General features: G+C 46.8%; 11 protein-coding genes and 1 riboswitch. Of the genes, 3 read left to right on the top strand and 8 right to left on the bottom strand.

Going from position 1 to position 14,936, the window contains the following annotated elements; translation table 11 throughout:
* Positions 1-10 precede the first annotated feature (10 nt).
* Genes metH through OGH69_RS04940 form a run of 3 tightly spaced genes read right to left on the bottom strand, consistent with a single transcriptional unit; the run spans position 11 to position 4,083 of the window.
* On the bottom strand, positions 11-2,689 hold the full coding sequence (gene metH / locus OGH69_RS04950) for a methionine synthase (protein WP_265173341.1): 2,679 nt from the start codon (positions 2,687-2,689) through the stop codon (positions 11-13).
* Position 2,690: 1 nt separating this feature from the next.
* Positions 2,691-3,044, bottom strand: coding sequence for a four helix bundle protein (locus OGH69_RS04945; protein WP_265173340.1), 354 nt, complete (start codon positions 3,042-3,044; stop codon positions 2,691-2,693).
* Between the two features lie 49 nt (positions 3,045-3,093).
* Positions 3,094-4,083 carry a homocysteine S-methyltransferase family protein gene (locus OGH69_RS04940; protein ID WP_265173339.1) on the bottom strand — a complete coding sequence of 330 codons (990 nt, stop codon included), beginning with the start codon at positions 4,081-4,083 and terminating at the stop codon, positions 3,094-3,096.
* A gap of 145 nt (positions 4,084-4,228) precedes the next feature.
* A riboswitch (SAM riboswitch) is annotated at positions 4,229-4,335 on the bottom strand.
* A gap of 107 nt (positions 4,336-4,442) precedes the next feature.
* Here OGH69_RS04940 and OGH69_RS04935 point away from each other — a divergent pair.
* Positions 4,443-5,309 carry a hypothetical protein gene (locus OGH69_RS04935; RefSeq protein WP_265173338.1) on the top strand — a complete coding sequence of 289 codons (867 nt, stop codon included), beginning with the start codon at positions 4,443-4,445 and terminating at the stop codon, positions 5,307-5,309.
* A gap of 178 nt (positions 5,310-5,487) precedes the next feature.
* Here OGH69_RS04935 and OGH69_RS04930 read toward each other — a convergent pair whose 3' ends face one another.
* On the bottom strand, positions 5,488-6,012 hold the full coding sequence (locus tag OGH69_RS04930; protein WP_265173337.1) for a hypothetical protein: 525 nt from the start codon (positions 6,010-6,012) through the stop codon (positions 5,488-5,490).
* Between the two features lie 281 nt (positions 6,013-6,293).
* Complete coding sequence (locus OGH69_RS04925; RefSeq protein ID WP_265173336.1) at positions 6,294-6,725, bottom strand: OsmC family protein; 432 nt, start codon at positions 6,723-6,725, stop codon at positions 6,294-6,296.
* A 715-nt stretch (positions 6,726-7,440) separates the two neighbouring features.
* On the opposite strand from OGH69_RS04925, the gene metK reads away from it, so the two are divergent.
* Entirely contained in the window at positions 7,441-8,691 is a 1,251-nt protein-coding gene (gene metK, locus OGH69_RS04920) for a methionine adenosyltransferase (RefSeq protein WP_265173335.1), read from the top strand.
* Positions 8,692-9,055: 364 nt separating this feature from the next.
* On the opposite strand, the gene infB is transcribed toward metK, so the two are convergent.
* From infB to rimP, 3 genes are read right to left on the bottom strand one after another with little or no spacing between them, the layout of a single operon-like run.
* Positions 9,056-11,869 (bottom strand): translation initiation factor IF-2, encoded by a 2,814-nt coding sequence (gene infB, locus OGH69_RS04915; protein ID WP_265173334.1) that lies wholly within the window; start codon positions 11,867-11,869, stop codon positions 9,056-9,058.
* Between the two features lie 51 nt (positions 11,870-11,920).
* A complete protein-coding gene (nusA, locus tag OGH69_RS04910) occupies positions 11,921-13,162 on the bottom strand; it encodes a transcription termination factor NusA (protein WP_265173333.1) in 1,242 nt (413 codons plus the stop codon).
* A gap of 17 nt (positions 13,163-13,179) precedes the next feature.
* On the bottom strand, positions 13,180-13,644 hold the full coding sequence (gene rimP, locus OGH69_RS04905; RefSeq protein WP_265173332.1) for a ribosome assembly cofactor RimP: 465 nt from the start codon (positions 13,642-13,644) through the stop codon (positions 13,180-13,182).
* A 190-nt stretch (positions 13,645-13,834) separates the two neighbouring features.
* On the opposite strand from rimP, the gene OGH69_RS04900 reads away from it, so the two are divergent.
* The gene (locus OGH69_RS04900) at positions 13,835-14,680 is read left to right on the top strand and encodes a universal stress protein (RefSeq protein ID WP_265173331.1); all 846 of its coding nucleotides are present in this window, start codon (positions 13,835-13,837) and stop codon (positions 14,678-14,680) included.
* Positions 14,681-14,936: the final 256 nt, after the last annotated feature.

Here is a 14,936-nt window from a genome sequence, read left to right as displayed (position 1 = left end):
ACCAACAACTTTAATCCGCTATATTAGGATTTAGCCATTTTGTGGCTTCTTCTGTACTTATGTTTCGTCGTTTGGCGTAGTCCGCCACCTGGTCTTCCTTTATTTTTCCAAGGCCGAAATATTTGCTCTGCGGGTGCGCGAAATAATATCCCGACACCGATGCCGCGGGCCACATGGCAAGGCTTTCGGTGAGCTTTATGCCAATCTGGTTCTCCACATCCAGCAGTTTCCAAATTGTGTTCTTCTCCAGGTGGTCGGGGCAGGCAGGATATCCCGGTGCCGGACGGATGCCCTTGTATTCTTCTTTTATCAGATCGTCGTTGGACAATATTTCATCCGATGCATAGCCCCAGATTTCCTTACGGACTTTCTCGTGCAGATATTCGGCGAAGGCTTCAGCCAAACGGTCACCCAACGCCTTTGCCATAATAGAGTTATAGTCATCGTGGGCCTTCTCAAACTCTGCAGCCTTTTCATCCACGCCGAAACCGGTACTAACGGCAAATGCCCCGATGTAATCCTGCTTACCCGATTCTTTTGGTGTGATGAAATCGGCCAATGCAATGTTCGGCGCACCTTTCGTTTTTTGTGATTGTTGGCGCAGCGTCAAAAATTTAAATCCATCCAACTCAATATCATCATCATTGATTGAATTCGCAGGAAATATTCCAAGAATCCCTTTAGCCTCAAACCAGTTTTCCTCCACTATCTGTTTCAGCATGGTTTGCGCATCGGCAAAAAGCGCTTTGGCCTGCTCGCCTACCACTTCATCTTCGAGGATGCGGGGATACTTGCCATGCAGATCCCACGTTTGGAAAAATGGTGTCCAGTCGATGTACGGCACCAACGCTTCCAGTTTTGGATAAATAGTCTGTGTCCCGATGAAATTCGGCTTTACAGGATCAAATTCCAGCTGCAGCTTGTTCTTGCGGGCTTCCTCGATGGTCAGAAAATCCTTGTCGCGCGACCGGTTCAGGTAGCCTTCGCGGAGCTTGTCATACTCCTCACGCAGGCTTTTGGCATAATCGGTTTTCGTCGTTTTGTTGAGCAGGTTCCCTGCCACAGTCACGGCGCGGGAGGCATCGTTAACATGTACGACAGTTTCGCGATATTGCGGCGCAATCTTTACTGCAGTATGCGCACGCGATGTGGTTGCCCCGCCTATCATGATAGGTATGCTGATATTGAGCTTGTCCATCTCTTTGGCGAGATACACCATTTCATCGAGCGATGGTGTGATCAATCCGCTTAAACCGATAATGTCGACATTTTCACGAACAGCCGTCTCAATTATTTTTTCCGGCGGCACCATTACACCAAGGTCGATTATCTCGAAATTGTTACAGCCCAAAACGACCGCAACGATATTTTTACCAATGTCGTGCACATCGCCTTTTACGGTTGCCATCAAAACTTTACCGGCACTTGATGAACGGCCATCTTTTCCTGCTTCGATGTACGGAAGCAAGTAGGCCACCGCTTTTTTCATTACCCTGGCCGACTTCACCACCTGGGGCAGGAACATCTTGCCGCTCCCGAAAAGGTCGCCCACCACGTTCATGCCTGCCATGAGGTTGATCTCGATAACCTCAATGGGTTTTACTGCCTGTTGGCGTGCTTCTTCTACGTCAATTTCAATGAACTCATCAATGCCTTTTACAAGAGCGTGGGTAATGCGTTCCTGGACAGGCAGTGAACGCCATTCCTGTGCCTGCTTTTCATTACCTTTCGCATCGCCCTTTACATTTTCAGCGAAAGCCAAAAGCCTTTCTGTAGCATCATCGCGGCGGTCGAGCAGTACATCCTCTACTTGTTCCAGCAATTCTTTATCGATCTCATCATACACCTCGAGCATTTCAGGGTTTACGATGCCTATATCCATGCCATGCTGTATAGCATGGTACAAGAATGCCGAGTGCATCGCCTCGCGCACTTTGTCATTCCCGCGAAAAGAGAACGACACGTTGCTCACCCCGCCGCTCACATGGGCATACGGCAGGTTTGTGCGTATCCATTTTGTGGCAAGGAAAAAATCGAGCGCGTTGGCGCGGTGCTCTTCCATTCCGGTTGCTACGGGAAATATGTTCGGATCGAAAATAATGTCTTCGGGCGGGAAGCCAACTTTCTGTACCAATATGTCGTACGAGCGTTTACAGATGTCGATGCGGCGCTGGTACGTATCTGCCTGGCCCTCTTCGTCAAAAGCCATAACGATCACGGCAGCGCCATAACGCTTCACCTTTTTGGCATGGTCGATGAATGCCGCCTCGCCTTCCTTCAGGCTGATGGAATTCACCACACTCTTGCCCTGTGTCACCTTTAGCCCCGCCTCAATGATCTCCCATTTGGAACTGTCGATCATCACCGGCACACGCGCAATGTCAGGCTCGGCAGCAATGAGATTAAGGAACTTGGTCATGGCATACACGCCATCGAGCATACCCTCATCCATATTGATGTCGATGATCTGCGCGCCGCCTTCTACCTGGGCACGGGCAACGTCCAGTGCTTCTTCATATTTTTCCTCCTTTATCAACCTTAAAAACTTACGAGATCCCGTAACGTTCGTACGCTCACCCACGTTAATAAAGTTGCTTTCCGGAGTCACTATTAGTGGCTCAAGCCCTGACAAACGCAGATAACGGTTGTCGGTTGTCGGTTGATGGTTGTCGGATTTGTCCTCGTACATCTTACAGCTTTTTGTAATAATTAATAAATCCGTTCAGCAACCTTGTGCATGATTGTACAAATTCAAACACCTGGTTGAATTGCTCATCAGCTATATATATTTGATCTAATGCTATAAAGCATTGTGTTTCCAATTCATACAAAGACCCGCGTGAAATATGGAGAAACTGAATAGTATCTTTCGCTGTTTGCCTGCCGCATCCCTCAGCAATGTTTGATGGTATAGAAACAGCACACCTTCTCATTTGGTTGGTTATATCATGTGTTTCTTCCTTTGGAAATTGCTTCGATATATTGTAAATAATGTTTGCCAGTTTTCTTGATTCTATCCAAACATCCAATTTTATATAATCCATTTACTTTCTTTGAAATATAATTCCGATTAACTGGTAAATCTGAAAACCATCAACCGACAACCGACAACTCTCTCGGTTTATATTTTTTTGACACCTCTGAGATTAAACGAATGTGTTCGGGTGTCGTTCCGCAACAGCCGCCAATAATATTTATCAGATTGTCGTCTAAATATTCTTTTATCAACTGCTGCATTTCTGCGGGTGTCTGGTCGTATTCGCCAAAGGCATTGGGCAATCCTGCATTTGGGTGTGCTGATATGCTGAACGAGGTGTTGTGAGCCAGTCGTTTAAGGTAGGGTTTAAGTTGATCGGCGCCAAGGGCACAATTAAAGCCCACGCTCAATAGCGGCAGGTGTGATATGGAAATGAGGAAAGCCTCGACCGTTTGTCCTGATAATGTTCTACCTGAAGCATCGGTAATAGTTCCGCTTACCATTACAGGAATGTCGATACCCAGCTCGTCCTTTATTTCTTCAATGGCAAATAAAGCAGCCTTTGCATTCAGCGTGTCGAATATGGTTTCCACCAAAAGCACGTCTACCCCACCATCAATCAGGGCTTTTACCTGTTCTTTGTAGGCAATGCGCAGGTCGTCAAACGTTACGGCCCTAAAGCCCGGGTCGTTCACGTCGGGGCTCATGCTGGCGGTGCGGTTGGTCGGCCCGATGGAACCCGCTACAAACCTTGGCCTGTCGGTAAATTCATCTGCGACTTCACGGGCTATTTTGGCCGACTCATAATTGAGTTCGCATACCAGGTTTTCCATGTGGTAATCGGCCATGCCGATGGTAGTTCCTGAAAAGGTATTGGTCTCCACAATGTCGGCACCCGCGGCAAAATACTGGCGGTGCACATCCTTTACGGCTTCGGGCTGGGTAAGCGACAGCAGGTCGTTGTTGCCTTTCAGCGGATGCGGGAAATCCTTAAAGCGCTCTCCCCGGAAATCTTCTTCCGAGAAGTTGTGGCGCTGCAGCATGGTACCCATTGCACCGTCGAGAACGAGGATACGCTCGCGTATTGCTTGTTGTATTTTTGACATAATTCTTAGTTCAAAGTTTAAGGTTTAAAGTTGCCTTTGAGACTGAAAAACCTGTAGCGGGAACAGGACTCGCTCCTGCTTTTCGCGCGTAAATTACTATTATGTCATCAAGATTGGAGTGGGAAATACCGGAGAAGTATTTCGTTTGTTATCTATCCGCACGTGAGTTTGGTAGAATTTAGCACCTTCTTTAAAGATAAAGGGTTGCTAAGGCTTCACAGGGTCTATTCCCTCTGCCTTTCGTGATAACGGTTCAGTGTGTAAAAGAACAGTGCAAAGTAAGGGAATAGATTTTTAAAAAGCAAATCTTACCCATGAGTTTGCCAAATCATTATATTAGCAGGGCAAATCATTCCAAAATGAAACCTTATTACCTGCTTTTATTGCTGATTCTTCCTTTATGCGGAATAAAAGCGCAAACTGATGCCAAACCCATCACCATTACCATCTCCCAAATCCCTGATGTATCCGTAACCGATGCTATCAAAAAACTGGAGAAAGAGGAAATCCTTGACTTGAAGAAGGAAAATAGCACAATAGCCGCAACTAAGTACTATAACTTACTGGAATGTGGGGACTACACTGCATCCGCCAAAGTAAAGAACGACTCCATCATCATCACCGTCAATAATTCCAAGGGATGTGACGGTAACAGTAAGTACTATAAACTGAAAGCTGTAATTGACAACCCAAAAAACATCCCGTACAAAGTGTGGGTTGACCCGGCTTTTACTTTCCTTGCCGAGGGCGAGCGGATAGAAACTTTCCGGAATCACTACTTGCTGGGTGACATTAACGGTGATAAAATAAAAGATAGCGTTACTGTAGAATATGACCGGGTGGTTGAAGCCAACGATTCCATATCCGGTGAGTGCGGGCGTGGCACCTGTTACATGACTGCTAAATTTGGCAACGGCATCCCCGATATTACCGAATCTATGTGCTATGGCATGGATTTAGAGTCTTTACCCGATATGAACGGGGATGGCAGGGAGGAAATCATTATGGCAACATATTACTCCCACGGCTGCTGCCACAACATCTACGTGCTAAGCTATGACGGCAAAAAATGGAATACACTCGCCCAAGCCAACGCTTTTAACGATGACGAATCCGATGCCGCACGTGTCATCAAAAAAGGGCGAAATTATTACCTGCATTACAAAAACTGGGATGATGATTACGGAGATATTGTGGAGAAGAAAAAGAGGATAAAGCTAAAATGATCCTACTTCGTGCTCATTGTCACTTCGAGCGCAGTCGAGAAGCCTTGTATAACGAAATTCCCTTTTAATGCATCTCGACTGCGCTCGATATGACACGAAATCCCGTTACAAATAAAATCCCGGACTTCTCAGCCCGGGATTTACCAAATAAACAAACAAACCAAACAAACTTATATTTTTACGCTGCCTTGCTCTTTTTCTCCGCCACATCCAGTATGGCATCAAAAAGCGCTTCAGCTGCGGCTTCTTTACTCTTAACTTCATTGGCCACCGAGCGGTATTCCAACCCGCGGCTTTCAGCCAGGAACTGTACACCCTTCTCAAAATTATCCGGCAGGTAGCCCAGGCTTTCGTTCACCGTTACAATGCTGAACCCGCTCTTTACCAGATCGGGGTACTCAGCAGCAAGGGCGGCGCTGGCAGTGGCATCTACGGCAATGAGGTTGTCAATGTTATTCTCCATCAGGTAATACAGCACATCCTCAAGCTTAAAGGGTATTGCAAACTGTATGAAATTGGCCTCCCATGAATAGTTGGCGCCTTCCTTCTCAAAAAAGGCTACGGTTGAATTGGTGATTACAGGGAATCTCAGGTCCACCTTGCGTTCCAGCACGAGTTCCTTACGTTCTTTCAATACTTTATTGATGAGCGCGCTGCCGGTATTCCCTATGCCGAACAGCACTATATTTATCCTTTTGGCCATTACTTTACAATTTTTAAAAAAAGAAACTGCCTGCAGTTGCCCGAAGGCAGTTCTTTCACAAACAAACAAAACAACTTAAAACAAACTTATTTTACAGCATATCCGACATTTTACCAAGTTCCTGCTGTCACTTCGAGCGCAGTCGAGAAGCCTGAAATAATGAAAATGCCGCATTTCGACTGCGCTCAATATGACATTCGCATTACAAAATATCGGACAATATATCTTATAAAACACCTGCCGCATTTTCCGGCTAAGCAGGTGTTTCCGGGTTAGTAACCTTAGTTATAGGTGTACTCCTTGTACAGGTTCAGGTGTACGGGAGTGTTGTTCACCAGCGTATCATATACGGGGCTTCGGTGCTGTACTTCTTTCATCCAGTTTTGCAGTACATCTAGCGATGCGGCAGATGACGGCTTTAGGGTGATCTCGATGTTCCTGAAGCCCGGGCGTGCCGCCCTGCCTTCCTTTTCAAGGCTGCCGGTTATCTCGATCTGTAGCGAACGGAGCGCTATCCCCTGCTCTGCGGCTACCTCCTGCCCAAGGGCATTGATGCACCCGGCAAAGCCGGCCAGGATGTATTCGTAAGGGTTGGGGCCTTCCAACTCAGGGTATTTTTCATTTTGGTCCATCCTCAGATTGGCATTGAGGGTCTTCACTACAAACTGGCTGTTGTTGCCTGTGTATCCGAGTACGTTAATTTGCGTTTTCATGATTAGCGATTTTATTGTGATTAATGATTGAACTGTAACAAAAAAGGCCCTTTAGCACTGTTGCCAAAGGACCTTATCTGAATTTGAATTCTAAAAACTAAGATGGGGTTATCCTCTTTGGCAACGGCGCGCGCTTACAGTACATCCATGTAAAACAGATATGCTGGCGGTGTGACGATGTGCGGATAACGGTATTCATTGTACTACTCTTCTATTGATGTATATTAAAAACAAAAGGCCCCTGCTTTTTATTGCGGGGGCCTTTACAGATTATGTCGGTTTAAGACTTTACAATCATGCAATAACGGCCCCTGTGGAGTGGTTCCACATAAAGCAACGGTATTGGGATTTAATAAAGATCATTTTTTCTCGATTTTGACTTTAACAAACTTCGACACTATTTTTAATATATGCAAGCATAATTTTAAACTTTAACAGAAATCGTTTGCGCTTGGTTTACACGGTGAATTAAATAAACTGTCTTTTTCTATTAAAGCCAGACTCTTTGCATTTGCTTAAATTCTGGCAATCTAAAATTTCATGTGCTGAATAAATAGTAAAACCTTTTTTTTATTCCGTTACTGTTTTATACATTTGCACCTTATAAATCCGGAGGAAAAATTTGTCTGATTGCAACCTCAATAAAAAATGCTAAAGCAGGAATTCCCTTCCCTTTAGCGGCTGCATCACTTACCTCCCGCAAAATAGTTTACTAATGGCATATTTATTTACGTCGGAGTCCGTGAGCGAAGGACATCCTGACAAAGTTGCTGACCAGATCTCTGATGCGCTGATCGATAATTTTCTTGCTTTCGACCCTGAGTCGAAGGTAGCCTGCGAAACCCTTGTTACTACTGGCCAGGTGATTCTTGCCGGCGAAGTAAAATCCAAAATATACCTCGACGTGCAGCAAATCGCACGCGATGTGATCAAGAAAATTGGCTATACCAAGAGCGAATACATGTTCGAGGCCAACTCGTGTGGTGTGCTTTCAGCCATACACGAGCAGTCGCAGGACATCAACCAGGGTGTGGACCGCCAGAATAAGGAAGACCAGGGCGCGGGCGACCAGGGCATGATGTTCGGTTACGCGACCAACGAAACCGCTGATTATATGCCGCTTGCACTTAACCTTTCGCACAAGCTGCTACAGGAACTGGCTGAACTTCGCCGCGAAAACAACGAGATAAAATACCTTCGCCCCGATGCCAAAAGCCAGGTAACGCTGGAATATGATGACCATAACAAGCCGGTGCGCATCGATGCCATAGTGATCTCTACACAGCATGATGATTTTGATGCTGAAGAGGCTATGCTTGCCAGGATCAAGAAAGACATCATCGAAATACTGGTACCAAGGGTAGTGAAGAACAACCCGCAGTACGCACACCTTTTCAACGACAACATACAATACCACATCAACCCTACGGGTAAGTTCGTAATCGGCGGGCCTCACGGCGATACAGGACTTACAGGCAGGAAAATCATCGTAGATACCTACGGTGGTAAGGGAGCCCACGGTGGTGGTGCCTTTTCGGGCAAAGACCCAAGCAAGGTAGACCGCAGCGCTGCCTACGCCACGCGCCACATTGCCAAGAACCTTGTTGCTGCCGGTGTAGCCGATGAGATACTGGTACAGGTATCCTATGCCATCGGTGTGGCTAAGCCTATGGGTATTTACATCAACACCTACGGCACAGGCAAAACAGGCCTGAGCGACGGCGAGATCGCTAAAAAAGTAGAGGGGCTGTTCGACATGCGCCCTTACTTCATCGAGCAGCGCCTGAAGCTGAGGAACCCTATCTACAGTGAAACGGCTGCCTACGGACACATGGGCCGCACGCCCGAAACGGTTACCAAAACCTTCAAATCGCCAAGCGGCGAAACCAAAGAGGTTACGGTAGAGCTGTTTACATGGGAAAAACTGGACTATGTGGATAAGGTAAAAGCCACCTTCAACTTATAATTGTTACTAACCTTTATATTGGAAAATCGCTCTCTTTAACAGGAGGGCGTTTTTTTTGCCGTGACAGAACGATTTATGTGTACCATCACTGCGATGCACGAAGCAGTCTTTCATAGGCATCGAAGTATTGATCGGTACGAGTGGAGCTCTTCCCTACCCCCGGAGGGGTGGCTAAAAGCCGGGGTGGTTTAGGCAGTCGTAGAGATATTGAAGGTGTTTTTAACCACCCCGCCCTATGGGCACCTCTCAAGGGGAGGGGAAGGGGAACGAAAACAACAATTGTCAATGGGTGCGCGAAAACATAGCCGTATCAAATAAAAAACCCATGCTCACGCATGGGTTTCGTATATCTGAAAGCTAAAGATTATTTCAGCTTCTTCTTCACTTCTACTTCCTGGTAGGCCTCGACGATGTCCAGTTGCTGTATGTCGTTGTAGTTCTTGATCTGCATACCACAGTCGTAACCTTTGGAAACTTCCTTCACGTCGTCCTTAAAGCGTTTCAGCGCGGCAAGTTCCCCGGTGTAGATAACTACGCCGTCGCGGATGAGCCTGATCTTGGAATTCCTGAATATCTTGCCGTCAGTAACCATACATCCTGCAATGGTACCCACTTTCGAAATCTTGAACGTTTCGCGTATCTCGGCTGTACCGGTAACTTCCTCCTTAAGCTCAGGCGAAAGCATGCCTTCCATTGCGTCTTTAAGGTCGTCGATGGCATCATAGATGATCGAGTAGTTCCTGATGTCGATTTCCTCTTTGTCGGCCAGCGTCCTTGCACTTGCAGAAGGGCGAACGTTGAACCCGATGATGATCGCATCCGAAGCCGAAGCAAGCAATACGTCCGATTCGGTAATCGCACCAACGCCTTTGTGTATGATGTTGATTTGTATCTCTTCGGTCGAAAGTTTCGAGAACGAGTCTGATAGCGCTTCTACCGAACCGTCCACGTCACCTTTAAGGATAATGTTAAGTTCCTTGAACTGCCCAAGGGCAATACGCCTTCCAATCTCGGCAAGGGTAATGTGCCTCTGCGTACGTACCGACTGCTCGCGCATCAATTGGGTACGCTTGGCAGCGATCTGTTTTGCTTCCCTTTCGTCTTCGAATACACTGAACTTGTCACCCGCCGTTGGCGCGCCATCAAGTCCAAGTATCGATATAGGTGTCGATGGGCCTGCTGATTTTACATTGTGGCCACGCTCGTCGTGCATCGCCTTGATCTTGCCGTGGTGCTTACCTGCAAGGACATAGTCGCCCACTTTAAGTGTACCGCCCTGTACAAGCACTGTCGATACATAGCCGCGACCTTTATCAAGAAACGCTTCTACAACTGTACCTACAGCCGCTTTGTCCGGGTTGGCCTTAAGGTCGAGTATCTCGGCCTCAAGCAATACTTTTTCAAGAAGGTCTTTCACACCAAGGCCTGTTTTGGCCGAAATGTCATGCGACTGTATTTTACCGCCCCAGTCTTCCACCAGGAGGTTCATGCCCGCAAGCCTCTCTTTTATCTTTTCAGGATTTGCCGCCGGCTTATCCACTTTGTTGATTGCAAAAATGATGGGAACACCAGCTGCCTGTGCGTGGTTGATGGCTTCCTTCGTCTGTGGCATGATGTCGTCGTCTGCCGCGATAACGATGATCGCAATATCCGTAACCTGCGCACCCCTGGCCCTCATCGCGGTAAACGCTTCGTGGCCCGGTGTATCGAGGAATGCTATCTTTTGCCCGTTGTCAAGGGTTACCCCGTAGGCACCGATATGCTGCGTGATACCACCCGATTCGCCCGCAATCACATTTTCCTTACGGATGTAGTCAAGCAGAGATGTCTTACCGTGGTCAACGTGGCCCATTACAGTAACGATCGGAGCCCTGAATACAAGGTCTTCCTCCCTGTCCTCCACAACTTCCATCGCTTCTTCAATGTCGGTAGTGATGAATTCCACTTCATACCCAAATTCATCGGCTACAATGGTAAGGGTTTCGGCATCAAGCCTCTGGTTCATGGTTACCATGATGCCCAGCGACATACATACCGATATAACTTTAGTGATAGGCACATCCATCATGGTAGCGATCTCACCAACGGTTACAAATTCGGTAACCTTAAGCGTCTTGCTGCCTTCGTCGAGCATCCTTTGTTCGTCGTCCGACTTCTGGCGGTGGCTGTCACGCTTATCCCTCCTGTATTTTGCCGCTTTGGATTTTCCTCCTTTGCCCTGAAGCTTTTCGAGGGTCTCGCGGATCTGGTTCTTAACTTCTTCTTCGGTAGGCTCTACCTTGGCTACAATGGCCGGACGTTTGCCTGTATTAGGGCCAAATTTGTTGCCGCCCTGCTGGCCCGGCCTGTTCTGGCCGCCCTGCCCCGGACCTCCCTGTCCTTGCGGCTTAGGGGTAATCCTGTTGCGTTTCTTTTTATCGGCACCACCCTGCTGGTTTTGGCCTGCGCCTCCCCCTGCTGTATTATTGGCACCGGGCCTCGGACCATCCTTACGGAAGTCTTCTTTTTTCTTCTTAGGCTTATCGAACTGCGAAAGGTCGATTTTTTGCCCTGTAAAGGTAGCCCCGGTAAGTTTTTGGTATTGGGTCTGTATTTTTTCATCACCGGGAGCCGCAGGCTGTGCAGGCTCCTGAGCTACTGGTTTTGGTTCTTCTTCTGGTGCTTCCTGTGCTGCTTTAGGCGCTTCGGCAGCAGGTTTTTCCTTAACCGGCTCCGCCTTGGGCTCGGCAGGTTTGGGTTGTTCCTGTTGCAGTACAGGCGCTGCTGCTTGTGGCTCAGGTTTAGAAGGCGTGTCTGAAGCAGGCTCATTCTTTTTGGCATCAAGGTCAATTTTGCCCACGGCAACAGGGCCCGACAGTGATGCTTTCGCTTTTATCACTTCATGGCGCTGCCTGTCCTCTTCCTGCTTCCTCTTTTCTTCCATCTCGCGTTCGCGCTCTATGCGAAGCGCTTCCTTCTCTTTCCTCTTTTCCTCACTTACTTCGAGGGAAGCGTCTTTTTTTCCTTTGTCGGCAGAAAATTGGTTGAAAAGGGCATTGTATTCGTCGCCTGATATCTTGGCATTAGGGCTGGCCTCAATGGCGTGTCCTTTTTCCTTAAGGAACTCCACTGCCCTGTCAAGCGAAATATTCAATTCCCTTAATACTTTGTTTATTCTTATTGCTCTTTCTTCAGACATACAATCTTATTAAATTATCTTCTTTGTTGTGTTGTGTTGTGTCGGTTAGCCTTAGTCCTCGAATTCCTCCTTCAATATCCTGACAACATCAAGGATGGTTTCTTCCTCAAGGTCGGTCCTCCTCACAAGGTCGGCCACATCCTGCCTTAGTACGCTCCTGGCAGTATCAAGGCCTATTTTTGCAAACTCCTCAATGATCCAGCCCTCTATCTCGTCTGAGAATTCTGTCAGCTCAACATCTTCATCTTCTGCAGCATTGCCTTCGCGGATAACGTCAAGCTCATATCCTGTCAATAATCCTGCCAGCCTAATATTGTGCCCGCCTCGGCCTATGGCCTTTGAAACTTCCTCCAACTTAAGGAATACCTCTGCCCTGCCATTGGCCTCATCGATTTTGATGGAAGACACTTTAGCCGGACTAAGCGCCCTGGATATATACAATTGTGTATTGGTAGTATAATTGATCACGTCGATGTTCTCGTTGCCAAGCTCCCTCACGATGCCGTGGATTCGCGATCCTTTCATACCCACACAGGCACCTACCGGGTCAATCCTGTCATCATAAGAATCTACTGCCACCTTCGCTTTTTCGCCCGGGATCCTTACCACTTTTTTTACGGTAATAAGGCCGTCGAAAACCTCAGGTATCTCCTGTTCGAACAACTTCTCAAGGAACATTTCGGATGTGCGTGACATAATGATTTGCGGCTTGTTGCCTTTCAGCTCCACATTTTCAATGATGCCGCGTACGTTGTCTCCCTTCCTGAAAAAGTCGGATGGTATCTGTTTTTCTTTCGGCAAAACGATTTCGTTGCCCTCATCATCCACCAAAATTACGGCTTTTGGCCTTACGTGGTGTACTTCTGCCGTATAAATATCGCCAATAAGATCCTTAAACTGCTTGTACAGGTTGGTATTGTCGTGCTCGTGTATCTTAGAGATCAGGTTTTGTCGTAATGCCAGTATCGCCCTGCGGCCCAGCTGGATAAGCTTCACTTCTTCCGACACATCTTCTCCAACTTCAAAGTCCGGCTCGATTTTCCTGGCTTCGGTAAGTGATATTTCCTGGTTAGGATCTTCTACCTCTCCGTCGGCAACCACTACACGGTTCCTCCATATCTCCATATCGCCTTTATCAGGGTTGATGATGATGTCAAAGTTATCATCCGACCCGTATTTCTTTTTCAGCGCGTTCCTGAATACATCTTCAAGTATCGCCATCAGCGTAACGCGATCTATAAGCTTATCATCTTTAAACTCTGAAAACGAATCTATTAATGCGAGATTTTCCATGCCAACTCTTTATTTTTTTAAAATTTTATTACAACAACTGCTTCTTTAATGTCCGAATAAGGTATCTCAACCCTTTTTTGGACGGTTTCTTTTCCTTTTCCTATTTGTTTTGGCTCACGGGCCTGCCATTCCAAAACAATATGCTCGTCGTTCGCATCGGTTATTTCAGCCTCGATTTCCTGATCGGCCGTTTTAACCTTAAGCGTCCTGCCAATGTTTTTTTTGTACTGCCTCGGGTTTACCATAGGGGTCGTTGCCCCGGCCGAAGCCACTTCCAGCGAAAAGTCTTCCTCTTCACGGTCCAGGTTATGCTCTATGGCCCTGCTGATATCAATGCAGTCCTGAAGGGTTACCCCGTTATCGCCATCAAGCGTTACCACTATTTTGTTGGCCCCTGTTATGGAGAGTTCTATGAGAAAGAGCGAGGGATGCTCTTCCAGGCCCTTTTCCAACAGAGATGCCACTTTTTCCCTGAATGTCATAATTGTATAAAAAGAGGGGACTCCTGTCCCCTCATTATTTAGTGATTATTAAATAACCCTGCAAATATATGACTTTTTTTTATAACTTGAAAATCATTAGATAAATCTTGAAAATCATTGGTTAATCCGAAATTAATACCTACCTTTATTGTATTAAATTTCCAACCAAAATCTTGTTAATTTTAAAACCATGAAAAAAATCCTAGTACCTACTGACTTCTCCGAACACGCTGAATATGCCCTAAAGGTCGCAGCACAGATTGCACGCGAAAATGACGGCGAAATATTCCTGCTGCACATGCTGGAACTTCCGGCACTGGCCAGCGACGGGATTGGCGAAAGCAACGCAGTAGGCAGCAGCAGCGATCTCCCTGAGGTGATGTTCTTTATGGAAAAGACACGCGAGCGTTTTGAAGACATCCTGCGGGAACCTTTTCTTGAAGGCATACCTGTTGTTGAAGCCATCCAGTTCGACAGGGCTTTCGACGGAATCATTTCGCACAGTAAAAAACACGGCATCGACCTTGTAGTAATGGGATCGCATGGCGCCAGCGGCTTCCGCGAAATGTTCATCGGATCCAATACCGAGAAAGTTGTAAGGACATCTGACGTGCCTGTTCTTGTAATCAAAAAAGACGAAGGTGAGTTCAATCCGCAAAAATTCGTGTTTGCTTCAAATTTCACTGACGAGATCAAAAAACCGTTTGCCAAAGTGGTCGACTTCGCCAACATGTTCGGCATCCACCTTCATCTTGTGTTCGTTAACACGCCAAACGATTTTAAATCGACCCACGCCGCCGAAAAGAAAATGCACGATTTCATATCCGGGTTCCAGGTCGCTAACGGCTACACTACCCACGTATATAATGATGTGAATGTAGAAAAAGGCATCCTGCACTTTGCCAACAGCGTCAATGCCGACCTGATAGGCATGTGCACGCACGGCAGGCAGGGGCTCGCCCACTTCTTCAACGGAAGCATCAGCGAAGACCTTGTCAACCATTCGGTAAGGCCCGTGGTAACATTCAGGATATAATTTTTCGACAAAATAACATCTGCAAACCCCAAAAGTCCAAAAACCTTTGGGGTTTTATATTTTACAAAATCCCGGAATCTTATTAAGCAAGAAAACACATACAGATATTCAACATCCCGTCATTGCAAGTGGAAGCATCGAGCGCAGCAATCTTTCATTAACAACCGTATGTTTTAACCAGAAAAGATTGCTTCGTCGTTCCTCCTCGCAATAACAATAAGAAACAAAAAAACCTCTCAATTGCTTGAGAGGTTTT

This window comes from Flavobacterium sp. MFBS3-15 (genome assembly GCF_026107645.2).
GTDB lineage: Bacteria > Bacteroidota > Bacteroidia > Flavobacteriales > Flavobacteriaceae > Flavobacterium.
The sequence above is the reverse complement of the archived record's forward strand: the minus strand, read 5'-3'. Positions and strand labels throughout refer to the sequence as shown.

Coding starts and splice junctions, on each gene's coding strand:
- metH (WP_265173341.1), bottom strand. CDS start 2,689: ATGTACGAGGACAAATCCGACAACCATCAACCGACAACCGACAACCGT.
- OGH69_RS04945 (WP_265173340.1), bottom strand. CDS start 3,044: ATGGATTATATAAAATTGGATGTTTGGATAGAATCAAGAAAACTGGCA.
- OGH69_RS04940 (WP_265173339.1), bottom strand. CDS start 4,083: ATGTCAAAAATACAACAAGCAATACGCGAGCGTATCCTCGTTCTCGAC.
- OGH69_RS04935 (WP_265173338.1), top strand. CDS start 4,443: ATGAAACCTTATTACCTGCTTTTATTGCTGATTCTTCCTTTATGCGGA.
- OGH69_RS04930 (WP_265173337.1), bottom strand. CDS start 6,012: ATGGCCAAAAGGATAAATATAGTGCTGTTCGGCATAGGGAATACCGGC.
- OGH69_RS04925 (WP_265173336.1), bottom strand. CDS start 6,725: ATGAAAACGCAAATTAACGTACTCGGATACACAGGCAACAACAGCCAG.
- metK (WP_265173335.1), top strand. CDS start 7,441: ATGGCATATTTATTTACGTCGGAGTCCGTGAGCGAAGGACATCCTGAC.
- infB (WP_265173334.1), bottom strand. CDS start 11,869: ATGTCTGAAGAAAGAGCAATAAGAATAAACAAAGTATTAAGGGAATTG.
- nusA (WP_265173333.1), bottom strand. CDS start 13,162: ATGGAAAATCTCGCATTAATAGATTCGTTTTCAGAGTTTAAAGATGAT.
- rimP (WP_265173332.1), bottom strand. CDS start 13,644: ATGACATTCAGGGAAAAAGTGGCATCTCTGTTGGAAAAGGGCCTGGAA.
- OGH69_RS04900 (WP_265173331.1), top strand. CDS start 13,835: ATGAAAAAAATCCTAGTACCTACTGACTTCTCCGAACACGCTGAATAT.